This is a genomic window from Cupriavidus sp. GW823-FHT07A04 (assembly GCF_058794615.1).
This window is the reverse complement of record NZ_JBXAHA010000008.1, coordinates 308,104-325,832: the sequence shown is the minus strand read 5'-3', so window position 1 is coordinate 325,832 and position 17,729 is coordinate 308,104. Positions and strand designations below refer to the sequence as shown.

At 69.1% G+C, this 17,729-nt stretch carries 10 protein-coding genes; 1 reads left to right on the top strand and 9 read right to left on the bottom strand.

Annotation, left to right across the window (positions count from 1 at the left end; genetic code table 11):
• Window positions 1-57: 57 nt before the first annotated feature.
• Window positions 58-687: a glutathione S-transferase family protein gene (locus AC1Q7Q_RS16450; protein WP_492374291.1), complete on the top strand. Its 630-nt coding sequence runs from the start codon at window positions 58-60 to the stop codon at window positions 685-687.
• Between the two features lie 7 nt (window positions 688-694).
• Here the strand turns inward: AC1Q7Q_RS16450 and AC1Q7Q_RS16445 are convergent, their stop codons facing one another.
• From AC1Q7Q_RS16445 to AC1Q7Q_RS16405, 9 genes are all read right to left on the bottom strand, one after another.
• On the bottom strand, window positions 695-2,092 hold the full coding sequence (locus tag AC1Q7Q_RS16445; RefSeq protein ID WP_492374292.1) for a hypothetical protein: 1,398 nt from the start codon (window positions 2,090-2,092) through the stop codon (window positions 695-697).
• Window positions 2,089-8,505, bottom strand: coding sequence for an AAA domain-containing protein (locus AC1Q7Q_RS16440; protein ID WP_492374293.1), 6,417 nt, complete (start codon window positions 8,503-8,505; stop codon window positions 2,089-2,091). The genes AC1Q7Q_RS16445 and AC1Q7Q_RS16440 overlap by 4 nt, the downstream gene beginning before the upstream one ends.
• Entirely contained in the window at window positions 8,502-9,191 is a 690-nt protein-coding gene (locus AC1Q7Q_RS16435) for a 4Fe-4S single cluster domain-containing protein (protein ID WP_492374294.1), read from the bottom strand. Before AC1Q7Q_RS16435 ends, AC1Q7Q_RS16440 begins: the two co-directional genes overlap by 4 nt.
• On the bottom strand, window positions 9,188-11,068 hold the full coding sequence (locus AC1Q7Q_RS16430; protein ID WP_492374295.1) for an AAA family ATPase: 1,881 nt from the start codon (window positions 11,066-11,068) through the stop codon (window positions 9,188-9,190). Before AC1Q7Q_RS16430 ends, AC1Q7Q_RS16435 begins: the two co-directional genes overlap by 4 nt.
• 144 nt (window positions 11,069-11,212) lie before the next feature.
• A complete protein-coding gene (locus tag AC1Q7Q_RS16425) occupies window positions 11,213-13,363 on the bottom strand; it encodes a TonB-dependent receptor (RefSeq protein WP_492374296.1) in 2,151 nt (716 codons plus the stop codon).
• A 167-nt stretch (window positions 13,364-13,530) separates the two neighbouring features.
• On the bottom strand, window positions 13,531-13,998 hold the full coding sequence (locus tag AC1Q7Q_RS16420; RefSeq protein ID WP_492374297.1) for a hypothetical protein: 468 nt from the start codon (window positions 13,996-13,998) through the stop codon (window positions 13,531-13,533).
• Window positions 13,988-15,283, bottom strand: a complete 1,296-nt coding sequence (gene zigA / locus AC1Q7Q_RS16415; protein WP_492374298.1) for a zinc metallochaperone GTPase ZigA — start codon at window positions 15,281-15,283, stop codon at window positions 13,988-13,990. Before zigA ends, AC1Q7Q_RS16420 begins: the two co-directional genes overlap by 11 nt.
• Before the next feature lie 267 nt (window positions 15,284-15,550).
• Window positions 15,551-15,970 carry an RNA polymerase-binding protein DksA gene (gene dksA, locus AC1Q7Q_RS16410; RefSeq protein WP_006164034.1) on the bottom strand — a complete coding sequence of 140 codons (420 nt, stop codon included), beginning with the start codon at window positions 15,968-15,970 and terminating at the stop codon, window positions 15,551-15,553.
• Between the two features lie 598 nt (window positions 15,971-16,568).
• Entirely contained in the window at window positions 16,569-17,666 is a 1,098-nt protein-coding gene (locus AC1Q7Q_RS16405) for a CobW family GTP-binding protein (protein WP_492374299.1), read from the bottom strand.
• Window positions 17,667-17,729: the final 63 nt, after the last annotated feature.

Sequence of the window (17,729 nt, the reverse complement as noted above, 5' to 3'; positions counted from 1 at the left end):
ACAGCCCGGCTTTATATTGGAAGCCATTCTCTTTGCGCCACGCGCGCCTCCCCGCCCATGCTGAAGATCCTCGGAAAGGCCTCCTCCATCAACGTCCGCAAGGTGCTCTGGTGCTGCGACGAACTCGGCTTGCCGTTCGTGCGCGAGGACTGGGGTTCGGGCTACCGCGCCACCGATACGGCAGAATTCCTCGCGCTGAATCCGAATGCGATGGTGCCGGTGCTCGATGACGACGGCTTTGTGTTGTGGGAGTCGAATTCCATCATCCGCTACCTGGCGTCGCAATATGGCGATGGCGATGGCGCCATCTACCCGGTTGCGGCGCGCGAGCGTGCGCGGGTGGACCAATGGATGGACTGGCAGGCGACGGAGCTGAACAATGCGTGGCGCTACGCGTTCATGGCACTGGTCAGGCAATCGCCTTTGCATCAGGATGCCGCGGCGCTTGCCGCGTCCGTCGGCGACTGGTCTCGGCATATCGGCATCCTGGAGCGGCAACTGTCAGGTACCGGTGGCTATGTGGCTGGCGATCGCTTCACGCTGGCGGATATCCCGATCGGCCTGTCGGTGAACCGCTGGTACGCCACGCCACAGCCGCATCCAGACTATCCTGCGGTAGCCGCCTATTTCGAGCGGCTTGGCGGCCGGGAGGGTTTCGTGCGCCACGGCCGCAACGGCATTCCCTGACGGGTGGCTACGCGCGTGGCAGCGTGCGCTGCAGCGGCGCAGCCGTCGCGGGGGCAGCCTGCGCGGGATCGTTCTCCAGCGTCGCGACCCGCAATGGCGCGGCGCCCACCGGCAGCGCGCGCTCGATCTCGATGCCTGCGCCACGCTGCGCCACCAGTGCCTGCAAACGGGTGAATTCGCCGCACCAGAGGGTCTCGATATCACGGTCGCGGCTGGTGTCGCGTGTCTCGGAGAAGGCCACGGCGCGCACTTGCAGCCGTGCGCTGTCGCCGGCGCCACCAAGTTCCACGCCATAGCCCGGCGTGGCAGTCTTGCGCAGCGCCACCTTGCCGTGCTCTGCCCATGCGGTCGCCATGCCTTCGCGCACCTCGTAGCCAAGGCTGGCCAGGCCTCCCAGCACGGCCTCGCGGCGGGCGAGCGCGGCTTGACGCTGGAGCAGGGTTTCGAGCATTGCTTCGCCGTGCTCGCATTGCGCACCGATGGTGGCTGCGTCCGCCGCCTGGCGCGCAATGTCGATGATTTTGCGCAGGGCGAGAGCGTCCTGATCCGGGGCGCCGGATCCCAACGTGCCAAGGCTGTCCAGGCGCGCCGCCAGCGTATCCAGGCGCAGCAGGCAGGCGGCACGCACCTGGCGCTCCCGCGCTGCCGCGGCAAGATCCAGCAACAGGCTGTCCAGCAGCATGCTGTGCCGTGCCGATGCCGTCTCGGCCTGGGCGTTGGCTGCGCGCGCGGCGAAGCCGGCGGCGGCGTCGTGGTCATCCAGCGCTTCCAGCATGCCGATGTGACGATCGATCTGGCGCAGGCGCGCATCGGTGGCGCCGGGCTGGCGCGCCTGCCATTGCGACAGCGTTTCAGTGGGCTCGCCAGCCGACAGGGCGTTGGCGAGCGCGCGCTGCGCATCGCTCAGCGCGGCTTGCTCTTCCGGCGGCGCCATCAGGGTGAAGCCGCGTGCAAGCGCAGCCTGCGCTTGCGGGCCATGCAGGGTGCCGTCTTCGATGGCCTGCAGCGCCGTCAGCAAATCCGCTGGCAAAGCCCGTTGCTGACCCCGCTGCTGATCCGCGCGGCGCAATGTGGCGGCGTTCTGCATCAACTGCCGCTGCTGCTGGCGGGCCTGTCCGGCTTGCTCCGCGCAACGCTGCCGGCATGCCTCGAGATCGCCCTGCAGGAAGGCAAGCTCAGCCGCGGCGCCGCGCTGCAGCGCCTCGAACCGATCGGCTTCCAGCAGCGCCTGCAGGCCGGCGCGGCGCTCGCGCGTGGCCGCCAGCGTGGCTTGGTCGAGCTGTCCCAGGCGCTGTCCTTCGTGGCTCCAGTTGGCGATGGCGTGGTCGAGTCGCGCGAGCTGGTCGCGCCCGCGTGCGATGCGCTCTTCCCGGGTGACTACCCGGACTACCTTGGGGCCGCTCATGGCGTCGCTCCTGTCGATGCCGCTTCGGCGGCGGCATGCGTGGCGGTTTCGCCCAGCGCTTCGTCCAGCTGCACCGCCGGGCGCGTGGCGGTTTCGATCGCTGCCTTCAGGCGTGCACGCTCGCTCTCGCCATCGTGGTACCAGCCGTGCGAGGAAACGCGGTGCATACGCGCGATGGCGCGCGCCAGGACCGAAGGGCGCCAGATCTCGCGGGCACGGGCGCGGGCCAGCAGCGCGTGGCGCGGCGCATCGCATTCGATGCCCAGCGCATACAGGCCGGTGCGCGGGTCCTCGATGGCATAGTCCAGCCCGAAGGCGTCGCCTTCGCTGGCCGGCGCGAGCTCCCATCCGAGGCTGCGGACATAGCTGGCTACCGCGGCCTTGAAACCGTCCTGGGGTGCATCGTCGACTTCGCTGCCGGCGCTGCGCGCGCTTTCCGCCCGTTCGCCTTGGAGCCTGCCGAGCAGGCCTTCGCAGGCGGGGAATTCACCGGCGGACAGCGTGCGGGCATACTCAAGATAGCTTTGCAGGAAGTCTCGCGGGATGGCCGGCGCGCGGCGCGTGGACAGCATGTCGGAAATATCGGAGATGGGCATCGAGGTCACCATTACCACCTTGCGGCGTGCCCGCGTGACGGCTACATTCAGGCGGCGCTCGCCGCCCTTCTGGCCGAGCACGCCGAAGTTGCGGCGAAAGCTCCCCTGGCCATTGCGGCCAAAGGTGGTGGAGAACACGATGATGTCGCGCTCGTCGCCCTGCACGTTTTCCACGTTCTTGACGAATACCGCCATGTCCTCGCCGCCTTCGCTGCGTTCGCGTTCCTCGCGGTAGGCGGCGCGGAAATCGCCGTCGCGCGAGGCGCGTGCCTCCAGCACTTCTTCGATCAGGTCGGCCTGCTTGCGGTTGAAGGTGACCACGCCCACCGAGGGCCGCTCGGCGAACGGCGCCTGCCATAGCGTGGCGAGCAGGTCTGCCACCTTCTCGGCTTCAGCGGGGTTGGTCTGGTTCTGGTAGAGGCCGTCCACGCGGATCAGCTCCACGGGCTTGTCCTGCAGGATGCGCGTGCGCGGATGGCGCACCGGCACGCTGAGCCGGCTGCCATAGAACGCAGCGTTGGAAAAGCCGATGAGTTCTCGGTAGGCCGAGCGGTAGTGGATCTGCAGCGTGGCGCTGGGCAAGGTGGTGCGGGCCAGTTGCAGCAGGTCGGGGCAATCCTTGATCTCGCGCCGGTTCCACTCCTCGTCAAAGGCGTCCTGCACGGCCTCGTCGGCGTTTTCGTCAGGGGCCTCGCCGTCGAACAGCTCGGCCTCGTCGCTCTCGATGCGGCTGGAGAAGAAGCTGGTCGGCGGCATCTGCTTCTCATCGCCGCTGACCACCGCGACGCGGCCGCGGAACAGGGTCGGCAACGCGTACTCGATGGGCATCTGCGAGGCTTCGTCGTAGATCACGGTGTCGAAGAGCCCTGCCTTGAGCGGCAGCACGCGGCTAGCCACGTCGGGGTTCATCAGCCACACCGGGCGCAGCGCCATGAGCCCCAGCGGCGCACCCAGCTCGATGAACTCCCGTAGCCTGCGCGCGCGCCGTCCGGTGAGGCGGGTGATGTCCTCCCATTCCTTGAGCGGGCGCACGCGGCTGCGCTCGATGCCATGAACCAGCAGTGCGCGGTTGAGCCGCCGCATCTCGACGTCGGCGGCGGCCAGCGCGCTCACGCGCGCCTCGGTTTCGCCGCGTTCGAGTTGCAGCGCCGGGTGATGCAGCTCAAGTTGCCGCTTCCAGGCGAGGCGCGCCTCCCGGTTGAGCAGGCGCCGCACCTCGGCCTCGAGCGTGTCGGCCGGTATCGCTTCGAGCGCTTGCTGCTTGTCGCGCAGCGTGGCGAACACGGCCAGCGCGTCAGGGCCGAGCTGGCTGGCGCGGCTGCGGAACCGCTGATAGGCCGGCAGCGTGGGCAATGCCGCCGCAAGCGGCGCCGTCAAAGGCGCGCTGTTCTTGTTGCCGCCAATGGCTTCATCACAGGCGGCAATCCAATCCGGCTCGCACCAGCCGGCCAGGCGTTGCAGCGCGGCGTGGCTGAGGCGGCGTGCTTCGCAGCGCGCGAAAGCCGCGTCGAATCCGGCCAGCAAGGCGACCACCGTCTCGCGCCGTCCGCTGGCGAGCGCGGCTTCGACCTGCTCGGCGCGAGGGGCTTGCGCGAGGCGATCGCACATTGCCGCTGCATCGTGCAGGCGGGCCTGCGCGTCGGCGCATAGCGCAGGGAGTGCCGGGCCGGCGTCGGTGGCGGGCGCGGGTAGCGAGAGGTGTTGCAGGATGTCGCGCAGGGCCTGGCGTGGCGCGCGCCATTGCTGTTCCAGCCGCGCTGCCATGGCCAGCGCCGTCAGCCGGCTGGAATCCGTCCCGGCCGCGGCATTGCCGCTGCAGCGTTGCAGCAAGGCCAGTTGCTTGCGCTGGCGCAGCCAGCGCGCCGGGCTAAGGCGGCCAAGCAGGCCGGCGGGCGTCGCCAGTTGCTCGGCGCGTGCGACCGCTGCGGCGAGTTCGCCTGCGTCGAGTGCGGCCAGCGCGGGCGACAGCACGGCATCATGCGCGTCCTGCGGGCAGTCGGCGAGCTGCTGTTGCACCTGCGCGAGCTGCGCCAGCAGTGCGGCGCCGCGAGTGGTCGCGCAAGAGGCCGTGCTGGCCGGCGCTGCGCCCAGCGCACGGAACAGTGGCAGCCAGCGTGCCAGGTCGGCGCGGCGCCCGTCGTCGAGCGCGAGCAACGCGTCGCCGTGGCTGGCGAGCCATGCGCGATGCGGGCCGGGATCTTCGACTTCGAATGCCGCGGGACGGTGCGCGAGCACATCGGCGCGCGCTTGTTCAGTTTGCACCAGGCGCTCGAAGTTCTCGCTGAAATCGGCGAGCGTGGCGCTGTCGGTGGCGAAGGGGCGCAGGCGCGCCAGCGGGCTGCCTTCGAAACGCGCGGGCAGCCAGTGCCGGGCCAGCGGTGCGCAGGCTTCTTCCAGCGCTGCAAGGCTGGCGGTGTCGAGCGGCTCCAGCCTGGCGCGCAGCGCCGGCACGTCCAGCGGTGGCCCGCCTTGTTCCAGCGCCACCAGTTCGCCCAGCAAGGCGCGGTAGCTCAGGCCAATGCGCGCATCGACCTGGTGCAGTGCTTGCTGGTGGCGGTCCAGTTCTCCCTCCAGCGCTTCGATGCGCGCGGCGACGCGCTCGCGTTGCGCGCGCCATGCGGGCGGACCGGCGTCAGGCGTCTTCAACAGCGCCTCGAGCTGCTCGCGCACGCCACGGATCACCGGCTCGCGGTCGCGGTTCACGTCGCTCAACATGACGATGCGCTGCTCCAGTCCTTCGGCAACCAGCCGCTTTCGCACCACGTCGAGCGCGGCCTGCTTCTGGCACACGATCAGCAGGCTGCGCTGGCGGCCGAGCGCATCGGCCACCATATTGACGATGGTCTGGCTCTTGCCGGTTCCGGGCGGGCCTTCGACCAGCAGTCCCGGCGCCCGCCGCGCCTGCAACACTGCCGCTTCCTGCGAGGGATCGCTCGCCACGGTGAAGTAGCGCTCGCGCTCTGGCGGCTGCGTGGCGTCGGTGGCGTCGGCCGCTTCGGTTGCAGCGTCGGCATCCGGCGCGGCAGCATGGCCCGCGCCCAGCCGCAACGCGGTCTCCAGCCCCGTGCCGCCGCCAGGCAGGGTCTTGAGCTGCCGCAGGTCCTCGCCGACCGCTTGGCCCATGAAGGTGACATGGAACAGCACTGCCGCGCACGACAGGGCGTCCTGATAAGGCTGCACCTGCGTGTCGAGTCCGGGCAGGCGCCCCAGCACACGCTCGCTCGCGCTGGCCAGCGTGCCGAAGGCGTCCATCACCTCGCCGGCCTTGAGCGCGGAGCGCCCCAGCAGCTCGTCGGCGGCGTCGCGCCAGCGGCGGCTGGCCTCCATGCCCAGCAGCGCTTCCAGCGCCGGGTTCAGGCGCACCTCTTCGCGCTCGCCGTCGAAGGCCAGCGCTGCCTGGCCCCGGCTGCCGACTTCCAGCAGCAGCTTGACCGGCCACAACAGCACTGGCGCGATGCGGGTCTTGGTGTTGCCGCGCGCGTCGCGCGTGAGTAGGAACGGAAAGCCGAGGTAGAGGCCGTCGATGCCGGTATCGCGACGGTAGAGCGTGCTGTGCCGGTACAGGCTCTGCAGGCGCAGCTCCAGCTCGCGGCGCTCGCCGAAGAGGGCGGGGTCCAGCGAGATCGGCTGCGCATTGCGCTGGAGCAAGTGGTCGAGCAACGCGCCGGCGGGACGGCGCGCGCTGTCGAGCTCGCGCAGGTCGATGCGCGCGGTAGTCTTGCCGATGCTCATGCGCACCAGCGGCCCGCGCAGCACGGCGGTGGCCACCTTCTTCTGGAAGAAGTCGAGGATGTCGGCCACGTATTGCTGCTTTTGCGGCGCGAGCCATTGCTCTGGCGGCACCGCCAGCAGCACCAGCGCCTGCGCCAGCGGCAGCCGCCGCTCCAGGCGGAACTGCGCGGCCCAGCCATCGACCGCGGCCACGCTGCTGCGCGCGAAGCCTTCCAGGCGCGCGTCCACCGCCTGCCAGATCACCTGCCGGCCCTGTTCGAGCCAGGCGCGCGCGGTGTTGTCGCTGAACGCGAGCACGTCCTCGCGCCGGGCCAGCGCCGCGGCTTGCTCGACGATCGCATCGATCGAGCGGAACTGGCCGGGCGCGGCGGACAGCAGCACGATCAGGTCTTCCTCGCCAATCAGCCGGCGCTCGGCCAGCGACAGCACGCCGGCATGGCTGCTGTCCGGTAGCAGTCGCCGGCGCGCCTCCCACAGCGCGGCGAGACGCGCGCGCGAGCTCGACAACAAGTGGATGCGCAGGCTGTCCTCGTCAAGCTCGATCTCCAGGCTGCGCGCGCGCTGGCGCACCTGGGCCGCGCGGATCTTGAGGCGGACCAGCCAGTGCTCGTTGTCGAAGCGGGACAGCAGGTCGGGCGCCAGGCCTGCGAGCAGCGCGTAGCCCTGCTGTGGATGCTGCAGCAGCCAGCCCGGCGTGACAATGTCGCCGCGCAGGATCAGCGGCATTTCCGGGTTGAGCAGCTTGAGGGCGAGCATCAGGCGGAAATCGTCTTCCAGGCCCTCGTTGCGCGCCACTTCGCGCAGGCCGGACAGGCGCTGCGCGGGCAGCGCGGCATCCTGCGCCCAGGTCACGATGACGCCGCGCCGCAGGTGGTCGCCGGCCTGGTCCCAGTTGCCGGCTTCCGCGGCGGCGAGTGCAAGCTGCGCCGGGCTGCGGTAGCGCCGGCCGCCCAGTTCGATGGCGCTGGCGGCGCTGCTGTCGTGCTCGGTGGCCTGCTCGCTGCTGTCGGCGGGGGTATCGACTGCCTCGCCATGCAGCCATGCCTGCACCTGCGGCCATTGCCAGCGCTGATTGCGGTCTCGCGCCAGCAGGCCGCGCAGCAGCAGGCGCAATTCGGGATCGAGGTCATCGGGCAGCGCCACACCGTTGGCCAGCACGTGGATCAGGAAGGCCTGCGGATGGATGTCCGCGAAGCAGGCGCCGCCGGTGACCTGCTCCAGCAGGATCATGCCCAGGCTCCACCAGTCGGAGGCGGCCGCGACGCCGCCGGCGATGGCTTCGGGCGCCATATAGCGCGAGGTCTCCAGCGGCGAGACGATGTCGAGGTCGAAGTCCGACAGCCGCGCCGAGCCGAAGCCGCTGACCACCAGGTCGAGCGGCTCGCGCTGGCGCACCAGCAGCGTGCCGGGGCGCAGGTCGCGGTGGCGCAGCCCGGCTTCCGAGAACACATGCAGCGCCTCGCCAAGCTCGCGCACGATATGGCGAATCCGCTCGAGGTCGCCGGCGACGATGCCAAGGTCGGCCAGCGTGCCGCCGCTGAGTTCCTCGGCCACTTCATAGGCACGCTCCTGCCAGCGCCCGGTGACAAGGATCTCTGGCACGTGAGCGCGCGGCAGGCGTTGCAGCAGCGCGTAGACGGCCGGGTCGGGCTCGGCGCCGGCGCGGTAGAGCGTCAGCACGGCGTGGCGTTGCGTATCGACCTGCTGCGCGGCATATCGCTCGCGCACGCCGTCGGTGCTGGCGATGCGGTGCAGCAGGCGCCAGCCGGCGATGACGTTGGCTTCGGCGTTGGCTTCGGCGTTGGCGTTCAGCACATCGCCTGCCGGATCGGCACCGCATTGCAGGCAGATCAGGTCGTCGGCGGCCATCGGGTGGCCATTGAGGCAGTGGCCTGGCGCTACGCCGGACGCCTGCTGCGCGGCGGCAGGCGTAGCGGTGGTTGCTGTTGCCGCGGGGCGCCAGCCCGGCGCATGGATCGCTTCGCCAGACAGGTCCCAGCCGCAGGGCGCGTGGCCGAACAAGCCTTCACAGAAGATCTCCGCCAGTGAACGTTCGGTCTGGCAGTTGGGGCAAAAACGCATCATGGCTGGGAGTATCCGTTGGGTTCGGGCCGCCTGGCGGCGCGGTCCTCGGTGATGGTGATGGTGTGGCCCTGGGCCTGCAGCAGCGCGCGCAGCCGCCCGAGGTCGCCGCGCCGGGGGATGCCGGCCAGCCACACGGTACCGTCGTCGTCGAACATCAGGTCGAGCGCGCGATCGTGTGCGGCCAGCGGGCGCTCGAAGGCGCCGAAGCGCGCGCGGCCAAGCGGGGTGAGCAGGTGCAGGCGCTGGTTGTCGCTGCCGCGCAGCGCCAGCGTCTGCGGCGCGCGCAGCGCGAACGGGTCGGATATCAGCGCGTCGATCAGGCCGTCGGCGCGCGCCAGCACGGGTGCCAGCGCTTCGATGGGATGGCCGCTGTAGACCAGGATGTCGAGCGGGCAGGCCGCGCGCAGCGCATGCAGCAGCGCCATCAGGCCCTCGGGCTGCTCGAACGGCTCGCCGCCCGAGATGGTGACGCCCTCGGCCTGTGCCAGCCAGGGTGCCAGCGTCGCCATCAACGTTGTCACGCTCACGCTGCGCCCGCTACCGGCCTGCCAGGTGTCTGCCGAGATGCAGCCGGGGCAGCGGATCGAGCAGCCTTGCAGCCAGATGCCGACGCGCTGCCCTGGGCCGAGCGTCGTGACGGGGAAATGCAAGCGCGACAAATCCAGCGCTGCCTCGGCGCCGCTCACAGGCGTTGCAGGCTGAGCTGCGTGAAGGCGCCGGTTGTCAGGCCGGCGATCTCGAAGCGCTCGCCCGGCTGCGCGTCCTGGTCGAACAGCGCGCGCGCCAGCGGGTTTAGCAGGTGGGCTTCGACCTGGTTGCGGATGCCGCGCCCGCCGTTGGTGAGATCGGCCAGGCAGCGCTCGCGCAGCGCTTGCAATGCGCCGGCGGCCAGCCTCAGGTGCAGGTCCTGGCGCGCCAGGTCGGCCAGCACGTTGTCCACCATCTGCGTGAAGATCTGCGCGGCGATATCGGCGCGGATGAAATCGAACACGATCACGTTCTCGCCGATGCGGTTGAGGATCTCCGGGCGATTCAGCTCCAGCTTGAAGTAGCGCTCGATCTCGCTGCGCACCTTGGCCTGTACCGCCTCGAAGGGCTCGGCCGGGTTGACGTTGGCCACCCGCTGGCCATCTGCGCCGGTGCGGTAGATGCCCAGGTTGGAGGTGAACACGATCAGCGCCTCGGAGAAATACACGCGGTCGCCGCGCCCCGAGGTCAGCACGCCGTCGTCCAGGATCTGCAGGAACTTGTCGAGGATGCGCGGATGGGCCTTCTCGATCTCGTCGAACAGCACCACCGCAAAGGGCTTTTCGCGGATCGCGTTGGTCAGCTCGCCGCCCACGTCATAGCCGACGTAGCCGGGCGGCGCACCGATCAGGCGCTGGTCGGCGTGCTCGGCGCTGAACTCGGACATGTCGAAGCGGATGTAGGCGCTCTCGTCGCCGAACAGCAGGCTGGTGATGGTCTTGGCCAGCTCGGTCTTGCCCACGCCGGTGGGCCCGGCCAGGAAGGCCACGCCGCGCGGCCGTCCGCCGCGCCGCCCGCCGCCCACGCCGGTCATGGCGCGCTTGACGATATCGAGCATGTGCGTGGCCGCGTGGCCCTGGCCCTTGACCCGGCGGCTAATGAATTCGCTCGCGCCGCGGATGCGGTTGCGATCGATCTTCAGCCAGGGGTCCTCGGTGACGCCCACCTTGTAGCGGCGCACCGCGTCGGCCACCTGGGCCAGCGGCACGCCTTCTACGCGCGCCAGTTGCGCGATGGCGTTCAGATCGAGCAGCAGCATGCCCTCGGTGTCATCGACGAAAGCCTGCTGCGCCTGCTGGATGGCCTGCGCATCGGCGTCCTGCGCGCCCGCCAGGCCGCGCAGCAGCGCCGGTGCCAGCGCGCGGCGGGCGTGGTGATCGGGCTTGGCCACTGGGATATGGCGCAGGCGCGGGTTGCCCACCAGCAGCCAGTCGGGGAGGTCGCCTTCCTTGTCGACCACCCACAGGATGCTGTTGAAGAAGGGCTTGCGCGCCGTGCCGGCCGGGCGCGAGCGGACCTGGTGCGACAGCACCAGCGCGCGGGTGAACAACTGGTGTTCGGCGGGGCTGGGGTTGTCTGCGCGCGTGAGCAGCCGCGAAGCGAAATCCACAATCAGCGCCAGCGGCTCGCCGGGGTGCGCGGCGAAGCGCTCCAGCGTGGCGCCGAGCAGGTCGATGCCGGCATTGGCGCGGCCTTCGCTCACGGTCAGGCCGAATTGCTGCAGGATGGCCTCGGCCGGTTTGCTGTCTTCGCCGGGCGCGCACAGCGCCTGGAAGCCTGCTATCGGGTCGTAGAGAAAAACATGGGCGTAGCCCGCTTCGCGCAGGGCGCCATGCATGGCTAACGCGAAGGACTGCGGCGCGATGACGCCGGGCGCCACCTCGCAGGCCTGCAGGTCGCGTACGCTGCCCGACAGCACGAATTGGCTCTTGAGCGGCAGGAAGCGCAGCAGGTCGCGCAGCCAGCGCGGGCGGGTGAAGGCGGGGGCAGCGGCGGCTGCAGCCGCTGAAGCGTTTGCGGGTTCGGTACCGGACATGGGCGGGCTCGGGAAGATCCAGGAGCGCGCGGCCGTGTGCCGCGCGCGCACCATGCGGATTCTATCCCCCGTGCGCCATCATGCCGGCACCGATACCAGATTGTTACCACGCGGGGCGGGCAAGACCCGCCGCCGCGGTGCTGCTTAGAACGTTGTGCGCACGCCCAGCTTGACGCTGCGCCCTGCCAGCGGCGCAATGTCGCGCAGGATCGAGGTGGCGCTGCGGGCGTCCTGGTTGGTCAGGTTGTCGCCGCGCAGGTAGACCAGCGTCTGGGTGCCCGCCATCTTGAACTTGTACGTGATGGACACGCCCAGCAAGGTGTACGCATCGGTGGGCGTGTCGTTGGACGGCACGCGCGTCTGGCGGGCGGCGTAGGTCACGTCCGCGCGCGCGCCCCACGGGCCGGCGCCGTATACCACCGCGCCGCCCAGGCGCAGCGGGGACAGGCGCGGCAGCGGCTGGCCGGTGTTGCGGTTCTCGCCGTGCACGTAGTCCGCGCGGGCCTCCAGGTCCAGCGTGTCGCTGCCGGTCAGCAGCTTCTGCGCGACGCGCGCCTTGCCTTCGGCCTCGAAGCCGTACAGCGTGGCGGGCACGCCCATGTATTGCATCACGGGCAATGCGCCGGCGCCGCCGGGCGCGACGAAATCGCCTTCCGCGTCGCGCGCGCTCCCGGTGTTGGTGAGCGCCAGGTAGTTCGCGAAGCGGCTGTAGTAGCCCGACAGGCCGGCGCTGTGCGGGCCTGACTTGAAGCGCACGCCCAGGTCCAGCGAGGTGGCGCGTTCCTTGGCGGCGTTGGGGTCGCCCTGCTCCCACGAGCCGGTGGCCACGTGGGGGCCATTGGCGTACAGCTCGTAGAAGGTTGGGGCGCGCTCCGTGTAGGCCAGGTTGGTGGTCAGCGACCAGGCCGGCGCCAGCTTGTAGAGCAGGCCGGCCGAGGCGCTGCCGGCGTTGAAGCTGCGGCTGGCGTCGGAGAAGCGGTCGTTGCCGTTGGCCTGCGCCTTCACGCTGGTGTGGTCCATGCGGCCGCCCAGGTTGAGCTTGAGGTCGCCGCTGGCGGTCAGCGGCATTTCCTCGAAGATGAACAGCGCGGCGTTGTCGGTGTCGGTGCTCGGCACGAAGGCCTCCTCGCCAAGCGCCGAGAAGCGGGTCGAGCCGAACTGGGTGCCGATCACGCCAGTCATGTTGCCGATGCGCGCGTGCTTGGCCTCGAAGCGTGCGTCCCAGCCGTTGTTCTTGAAGATGGTGCCGGTCTGCCCCGCGTCGATTTCCTTGTGCTCGTAGTCGGTGTAGCTGAACTTGCCTTTGACCGACTCGATGAAGCCGCCGGTGTTGCCGGCCAGGTTGCGCGCCTCGCCTTCGAGCGCGAAGCGTTGCTGGCGCATCTGCAGCCGCACGGTGTCTTCGGCGGGGGTACCGTATTCGTTGTGGTACTCGCTGTAGTTGGCGCCGACGAAGCCGTCAGCCCAGGTGTAGGCGCCGCCCAGCGAGCCGCCCGACTGCTGCGCGTTGCTGTTGGGCAGGCGGCCGTAGGCCTCGCTTTCGCCCTCCGGCAGCGGCTGGCTGTTGCGCACGCTGGCGCTGCGCGCGTAGCCGGGGATGCGCAGGTTGCTGGTCTTGCGGGCGAAGGCGTCGGCATGGATGGCGATCTGGCCATTGCCGGCCTCGAGCAGGCCGCTGGCGTTGCGCGCGCTGTCGCCGCCAGCGGTGGCGCTGGCGTCCACCGCGCCGCCGATGCCCTGGATTGGCTCCTTCGGGATGCGGTTGTCGATCACGTTGACCACGCCGCCGATGGCGTTGCCACCGTACATCAGCGCGGCGGGGCCGCGCACCACTTCAATGCGCTCGGCCACCAGCGGATCAATTGGCACGGCGTGGTCGTTGGACAGGGTGGAGGCGTCGACCGTGGTGCCGCCGTTCTGCAGCACCTTGATGCGGTCGCCGTCCAGGCCTCGGATGATCGGGCGGCTGGCGTTCGGGCCGAAGTAGCTGGAGGACACACCCGGCAGCTTGTCCAGGGTGTCGCCCAGCGTGCTGCCCTGGCGCACGGCAAGGGCATCGCCGCTGAGGGTGGAGACTGGCGCCACCAGGTCGGTGAGCTCGCTGCCCAGCGGGTTGGCTGTGATGACCACCTCGCGCAGCGTGGTCGGGGCGGAGGGTGCTGCCGCAGCCGTCGATGCAGCCGGGGCGCTTTGCGCGAACACGCCTGTGGAAACGGAGGCGGAGGCGATCAGGGCCGCCACGGCGGCGAGCGGCGTGCGCCGCAGGATATGGGTTTGTTGGAGGCGGAAAGACATGGCTCGCATTGTTCTTGGGTGCTTTCGAGCGCGTGACGCCAGCGTCCGGATGCCGGTCGCACGCCGTCCGGCGCTAAATGCGCGGGACGGTGGCGGGCAGCAAGATTCAGGAGCGCGGCGCGATGCGACAGGCGGCGGGCGGCGGCTTGGCAACCGCGGCCCGGGTTTCAGGCGAGAGCGTGAACGGCCGGAGGGGCGCGCGAGCGGAAAGGCTGGGGATGTTGCAGGTCGGGCCGGCGCCAGCCCACGCTGAACGGCACCGGCGACTGCAGGTGCGTGAGCGCCGGCATGGCCGGCGTGCCGCAATGGCTGGCGGCCACGGTGGCGCCGTCGAACAAGACGCAGAAGTGCCCCGCCAGCTTGAGCGAGAGCGGCAGGTCGGGATCTGCCCGGGCGCTATCGGTGACCTGGATCTCGTTGTCGTTGGCGCCGGTAACAGGCAGGGCAGCCTCGCCATTGCCGGCGGCGGCCTGTAGCGTCGGGCTGAACAGCCCACCGTGATGAATACGGTGTGTCAGTCCGGCATGCTGGGCCAGCAGCAGGCACAGCGCCAGCCAGAGCGCCGGCCACAGGCCGAGGCCGCGCTCGCGCCGGCGCTGCAGGCGCTGCCAGGGCCGAACGGCCTCAGTGGCCATGGCCGCCGTGATCGTGGCCAGGGTCATCGCAACCGCAGTCGTCGCCATGCTCGTGGCCGTCATCGTCCAGGCCGTCGTCCCAGCTCGGGAACGGGTCGGCGTACTGCGCCCAGGCATCCGGGCCAGCAGCCATTTCCGCGTCGGTCAGCAGGCAGGCGTCCAGCAGCGCTTCGAGCGTGGGGCGGTCAAGGTCCTGGCCGATCAGCACCAGTTCCTGGCGCCGGTCGCCAAATGGCGCGGGTTTGCCATCCACCGTCATATCGGCTTCGAGCTCGGCGCGGCCTGCTTCGTCTTCCGGCCATTCGGACGAATCCAGCGCGGCCCACCAGGCGCCGGCGCCGCCGTGGCGGCACACGCCGCCTGCCTGGCCCCAGGTGCCGGCTGCGTGCATGCGCGTGGCCAGCCAGAAGAAGCCCTTGGAGCGCAGCACATTGCCATGCTCGCGCAGCCACTCGGTGTGGATCAGCTCGGCGAAGCGCTGCGGATGGAAGGGGCGGCGGCGGCGGTAGACGAAGCTGCCGATGCCGTAGGCCTCGCTCTCCGGCACGTGTTCGCCGCGCAGTTCCGCCAGCCAGCCCGGGGCGGCGGCGGCGGCGTCGAAGTCGAAGCGGCCGGTGTCGAGGATGCTGTCCAGCGGTACCTTGCCAAAGCTGGCCGGCACGATGGCCGCGCGCGGGTTGAGCGAATGCAGGATGCCGGCGAGGCGCTCACACTCGGCCTCGCTGACGAGGTCGAGCTTGTTGAGCACGACCACGTCGCAGAACTCGACCTGCTCGATCAGCAGGTCGACCACCGTGCGGTCGTCGTCCTCGTCGCGCGCCTGGCCACGGTCCTGGAGGAAGTCGGCTTCGTTGAAGTCTTGCAGGAAGTGCGCGGCATCGACGACCGTCACCATGGTATCCAGGCGGGCGACGGTGTCCAGCGCCACGCCTTGCTCATCCTCGAAGGTAAAGGTCTCCGCGATGGGCAGCGGCTCGGCGACCCCGGTCGACTCGACCAGCAGGTAATCGAAGCGGCCCTCGCGCGCCAGCTTGCCGATCTCGGTCAGCAGATCCTCGCGCAGCGTGCAGCAGATGCAGCCATTGGTCAGCTCGATCAGGCGCTCGCCAGCCTGCGCCAGCATGCCATCGCCAAGCAGGCGGGCGTCGATGTTGACGTCGGCCAGGTCGTTGACGATCACGGCCACCCGCTTGCCTTCGCGGTTGGCCAGGACATGATTGAGCAGGGTTGTCTTGCCGGCACCGAGGAATCCGGACAGCACGGTGACGGGCAGGCGATCGGCCATGGCATCGAGTCGCGCCGGGGTTGGGGCGCGTGTTATTGCAACAAAGTTGCGACTGTATCAGAAAGCAAGGGGGAAAGCAGGCAATTCGGGGCGCGCGATGGCCGCACGAATCCCGCCGTTCCTAATGATAGGCCCGTGCCTGTGACACCACAAAGGCGAATGATGAATGGCAGGCGATGCCTGCCGGTGTCGTGCCGCTCAAACAAAACGGCCCGGAGAACCGGGCCGTCTGGCGCGCGGGGCGACAAGCCCCGGGCAGTCGCGGAATCAGTCGCCGAACAGCTTCTGGCGCAGTTCGCGGCGTTGCTGGGCTTCCAGCGACAGCGTGGCGGTGGGCCGGGCCAGCAGGCGCGGCACGCCGATCGGCTCGCCGGTTTCCTCGCACCAGCCGTAGTCGCCGGACTCGATGCGGGCCAGCGATTGCTCGACCTTCTTGAGCAGCTTGCGCTCGCGGTCGCGCGTGCGCAGTTCCAGCGCGTGCTCTTCCTCGATGGTGGCGCGGTCCGCCGGATCCGGCACGATGACCGTTTCGCGCAGGTGCTCGGTGGTCTGGTCGGCGTTTTTCAGGATATCGTCGCGCAGCTGCTCAAGGCGATGTTTGAAGAAGCCAAGCTGCGCTTCGTTCATGTAATCCTTGTCGCCCATCTTCAGGATTTCAGCTTCAGTCAGAAGTTTATTGCTGCTCATGGTTGCTGCTGATTCTCTTGTTGGTGCGACCGGCGGCGTCTTGGTCCGCTCGGGTGCAGTGTCCGGCCGCTTGCGCGGCGCGGAGGTTTCGCTCTGGCTGGCTGCAGACTGGCTGCTGTGCGTGCCTCCCTTGGCCTCGCCCGCACCGGCGTGCGCCGTACTGCCGCGGGGAGCAGGCGCAGCCTCCATGGACTGCGCCTTCAGCGTCTCGGCCGCAGCGTTGCTGCTTTTGCTGCGGCTTTGTTTCGTTTTCGTTGCGGCTACCATGGGACACCTCTCTCTCGCGTCGATCGATGACGGCGCGTGACGGGTGCCCCAAGCGGAGGGCGGTCTCCGCATAAAGCACTGCGACCGCACCTGCCGGCAGCCCGCCTCATGCTGACGACGACCGCCGCCCTGCATTGCGGGCACCATCGCCAAATGACCAAATGACCAAATGGCCAAAAGACAAAAGGCTACGTTACCCGCACTAAATCCAGCCTATTGTACTTGAACAAAAATTTTGGAGATATGGGAGAAAAGCGGGGAGTTTTCCCTGATATCCCGGCCCCCCTCCGACGAGGGGGGGCGGCAGGGCGGGCGGCGCTGCCTGCCGGCTTTAGGCCAGGCAGGTGGCCAGGCCCTTCAGGATGGCGTCCTTGGGCAGGTCCACGCCAATGAAGACCATCTTGGTGCCGGGGGTTTCATCGCCCCATTTTGCGCCAATATCGCTGCCCATCAGCTGATGCACGCCCTGGAAGACCACTTTCCGGTCCACCGCGTCCATATAGAGTACGCCTTTGTAGCGCAGCAGGTTTTCTCCGTAGACCGACAGGATGCCAGACAGGAATTCCTCCAGCTTGGCGTAATTGAAGGGTTTTTCGCTACGGAAGACGAACGAGCCGATGCGGTCGGTGTGGTGGTGGTGATGGTGGTGGTCGTGCTTGTGATCATGGCCGTGACCGTGCTGGTCATGATGATCGTGGCCGCAGTCATCGGCGCAGTGGTCGCCGTGAGTGTGCTCGTGCGCATGGTCGTGATCATGCTCTTCGGCCTCGGCACGCAGGAAATCCGGGTCGATTTCCAGCTTTTCGTTCAGGTTGAAGCCCCGAAGGTCAAAGATTGTGTCGATCGGCGCTTCGCCGAAATGCGCCGTGCGCACGGGCGCGCGCGGGTTCATGTGCAGCAGGCGGTGGCGCAGGTCGGCGATCTCGCCTTCCGGCACCAGGTCGGCCTTGGTGACGAAGATGGCGTCGGCAAAGCCCACCTGGCGCTGCGCTTCTTCCTGCTTGTCGAGCTGCTGGTTGGCGTGCTTGGCGTCCACCAGGGTGATCACGGCGTCCAGCAGGTAGCGCTGGGCGATCTCGTCGTCCATGAAGAAGGTCTGGGCCACCGGGCCCGGATTGGCCACGCCCGTGGTTTCGATCACGACGCGGTCGAAATCGATCTCGCCGGCGTCGCGGCGGGTCATCAGCTGGGACAGCGCCGCCACCAGGTCGCCGCGGATGGTGCAGCAGATGCAGCCGTTGCTCATCTGCACGATCTGCTCGCGGCCATCCTGCACCAGGATCTCGTTGTCGATGTTCTCTTCGCCGAACTCGTTTTCGATCACGGCGATCTTCATGCCGTGCTGCTCGCTCAGGATGCGCTTGAGCAGGGTGGTCTTGCCGCTGCCGAGGAAGCCGGTCAGGATCGTGACCGGGATCAGTTTGGACATTGTTTTCTCCGGGAAGGGATGCCGCTTTGGCCTGTCGTGCGCGGGGTAAGTCTGGTTTGGGTA

What these genes read in the sequence shown, in the direction of transcription:
- AC1Q7Q_RS16450 (WP_492374291.1), top strand. Translation starts at nt 58, where the DNA reads ATGCTGAAGATCCTCGGAAAGGCCTCCTCCATCAACGTCCGCAAGGTG.
- AC1Q7Q_RS16445 (WP_492374292.1), bottom strand. Translation starts at nt 2,092, where the DNA reads ATGAGCGGCCCCAAGGTAGTCCGGGTAGTCACCCGGGAAGAGCGCATC.
- AC1Q7Q_RS16440 (WP_492374293.1), bottom strand. Translation starts at nt 8,505, where the DNA reads ATGATGCGTTTTTGCCCCAACTGCCAGACCGAACGTTCACTGGCGGAG.
- AC1Q7Q_RS16430 (WP_492374295.1), bottom strand. Translation starts at nt 11,068, where the DNA reads ATGTCCGGTACCGAACCCGCAAACGCTTCAGCGGCTGCAGCCGCCGCT.
- AC1Q7Q_RS16425 (WP_492374296.1), bottom strand. Translation starts at nt 13,363, where the DNA reads ATGTCTTTCCGCCTCCAACAAACCCATATCCTGCGGCGCACGCCGCTC.
- AC1Q7Q_RS16420 (WP_492374297.1), bottom strand. Translation starts at nt 13,998, where the DNA reads ATGGCCACTGAGGCCGTTCGGCCCTGGCAGCGCCTGCAGCGCCGGCGC.
- zigA (WP_492374298.1), bottom strand. Translation starts at nt 15,283, where the DNA reads ATGGCCGATCGCCTGCCCGTCACCGTGCTGTCCGGATTCCTCGGTGCC.
- dksA (WP_006164034.1), bottom strand. Translation starts at nt 15,970, where the DNA reads ATGAGCAGCAATAAACTTCTGACTGAAGCTGAAATCCTGAAGATGGGC.
- AC1Q7Q_RS16405 (WP_492374299.1), bottom strand. Translation starts at nt 17,666, where the DNA reads ATGTCCAAACTGATCCCGGTCACGATCCTGACCGGCTTCCTCGGCAGC.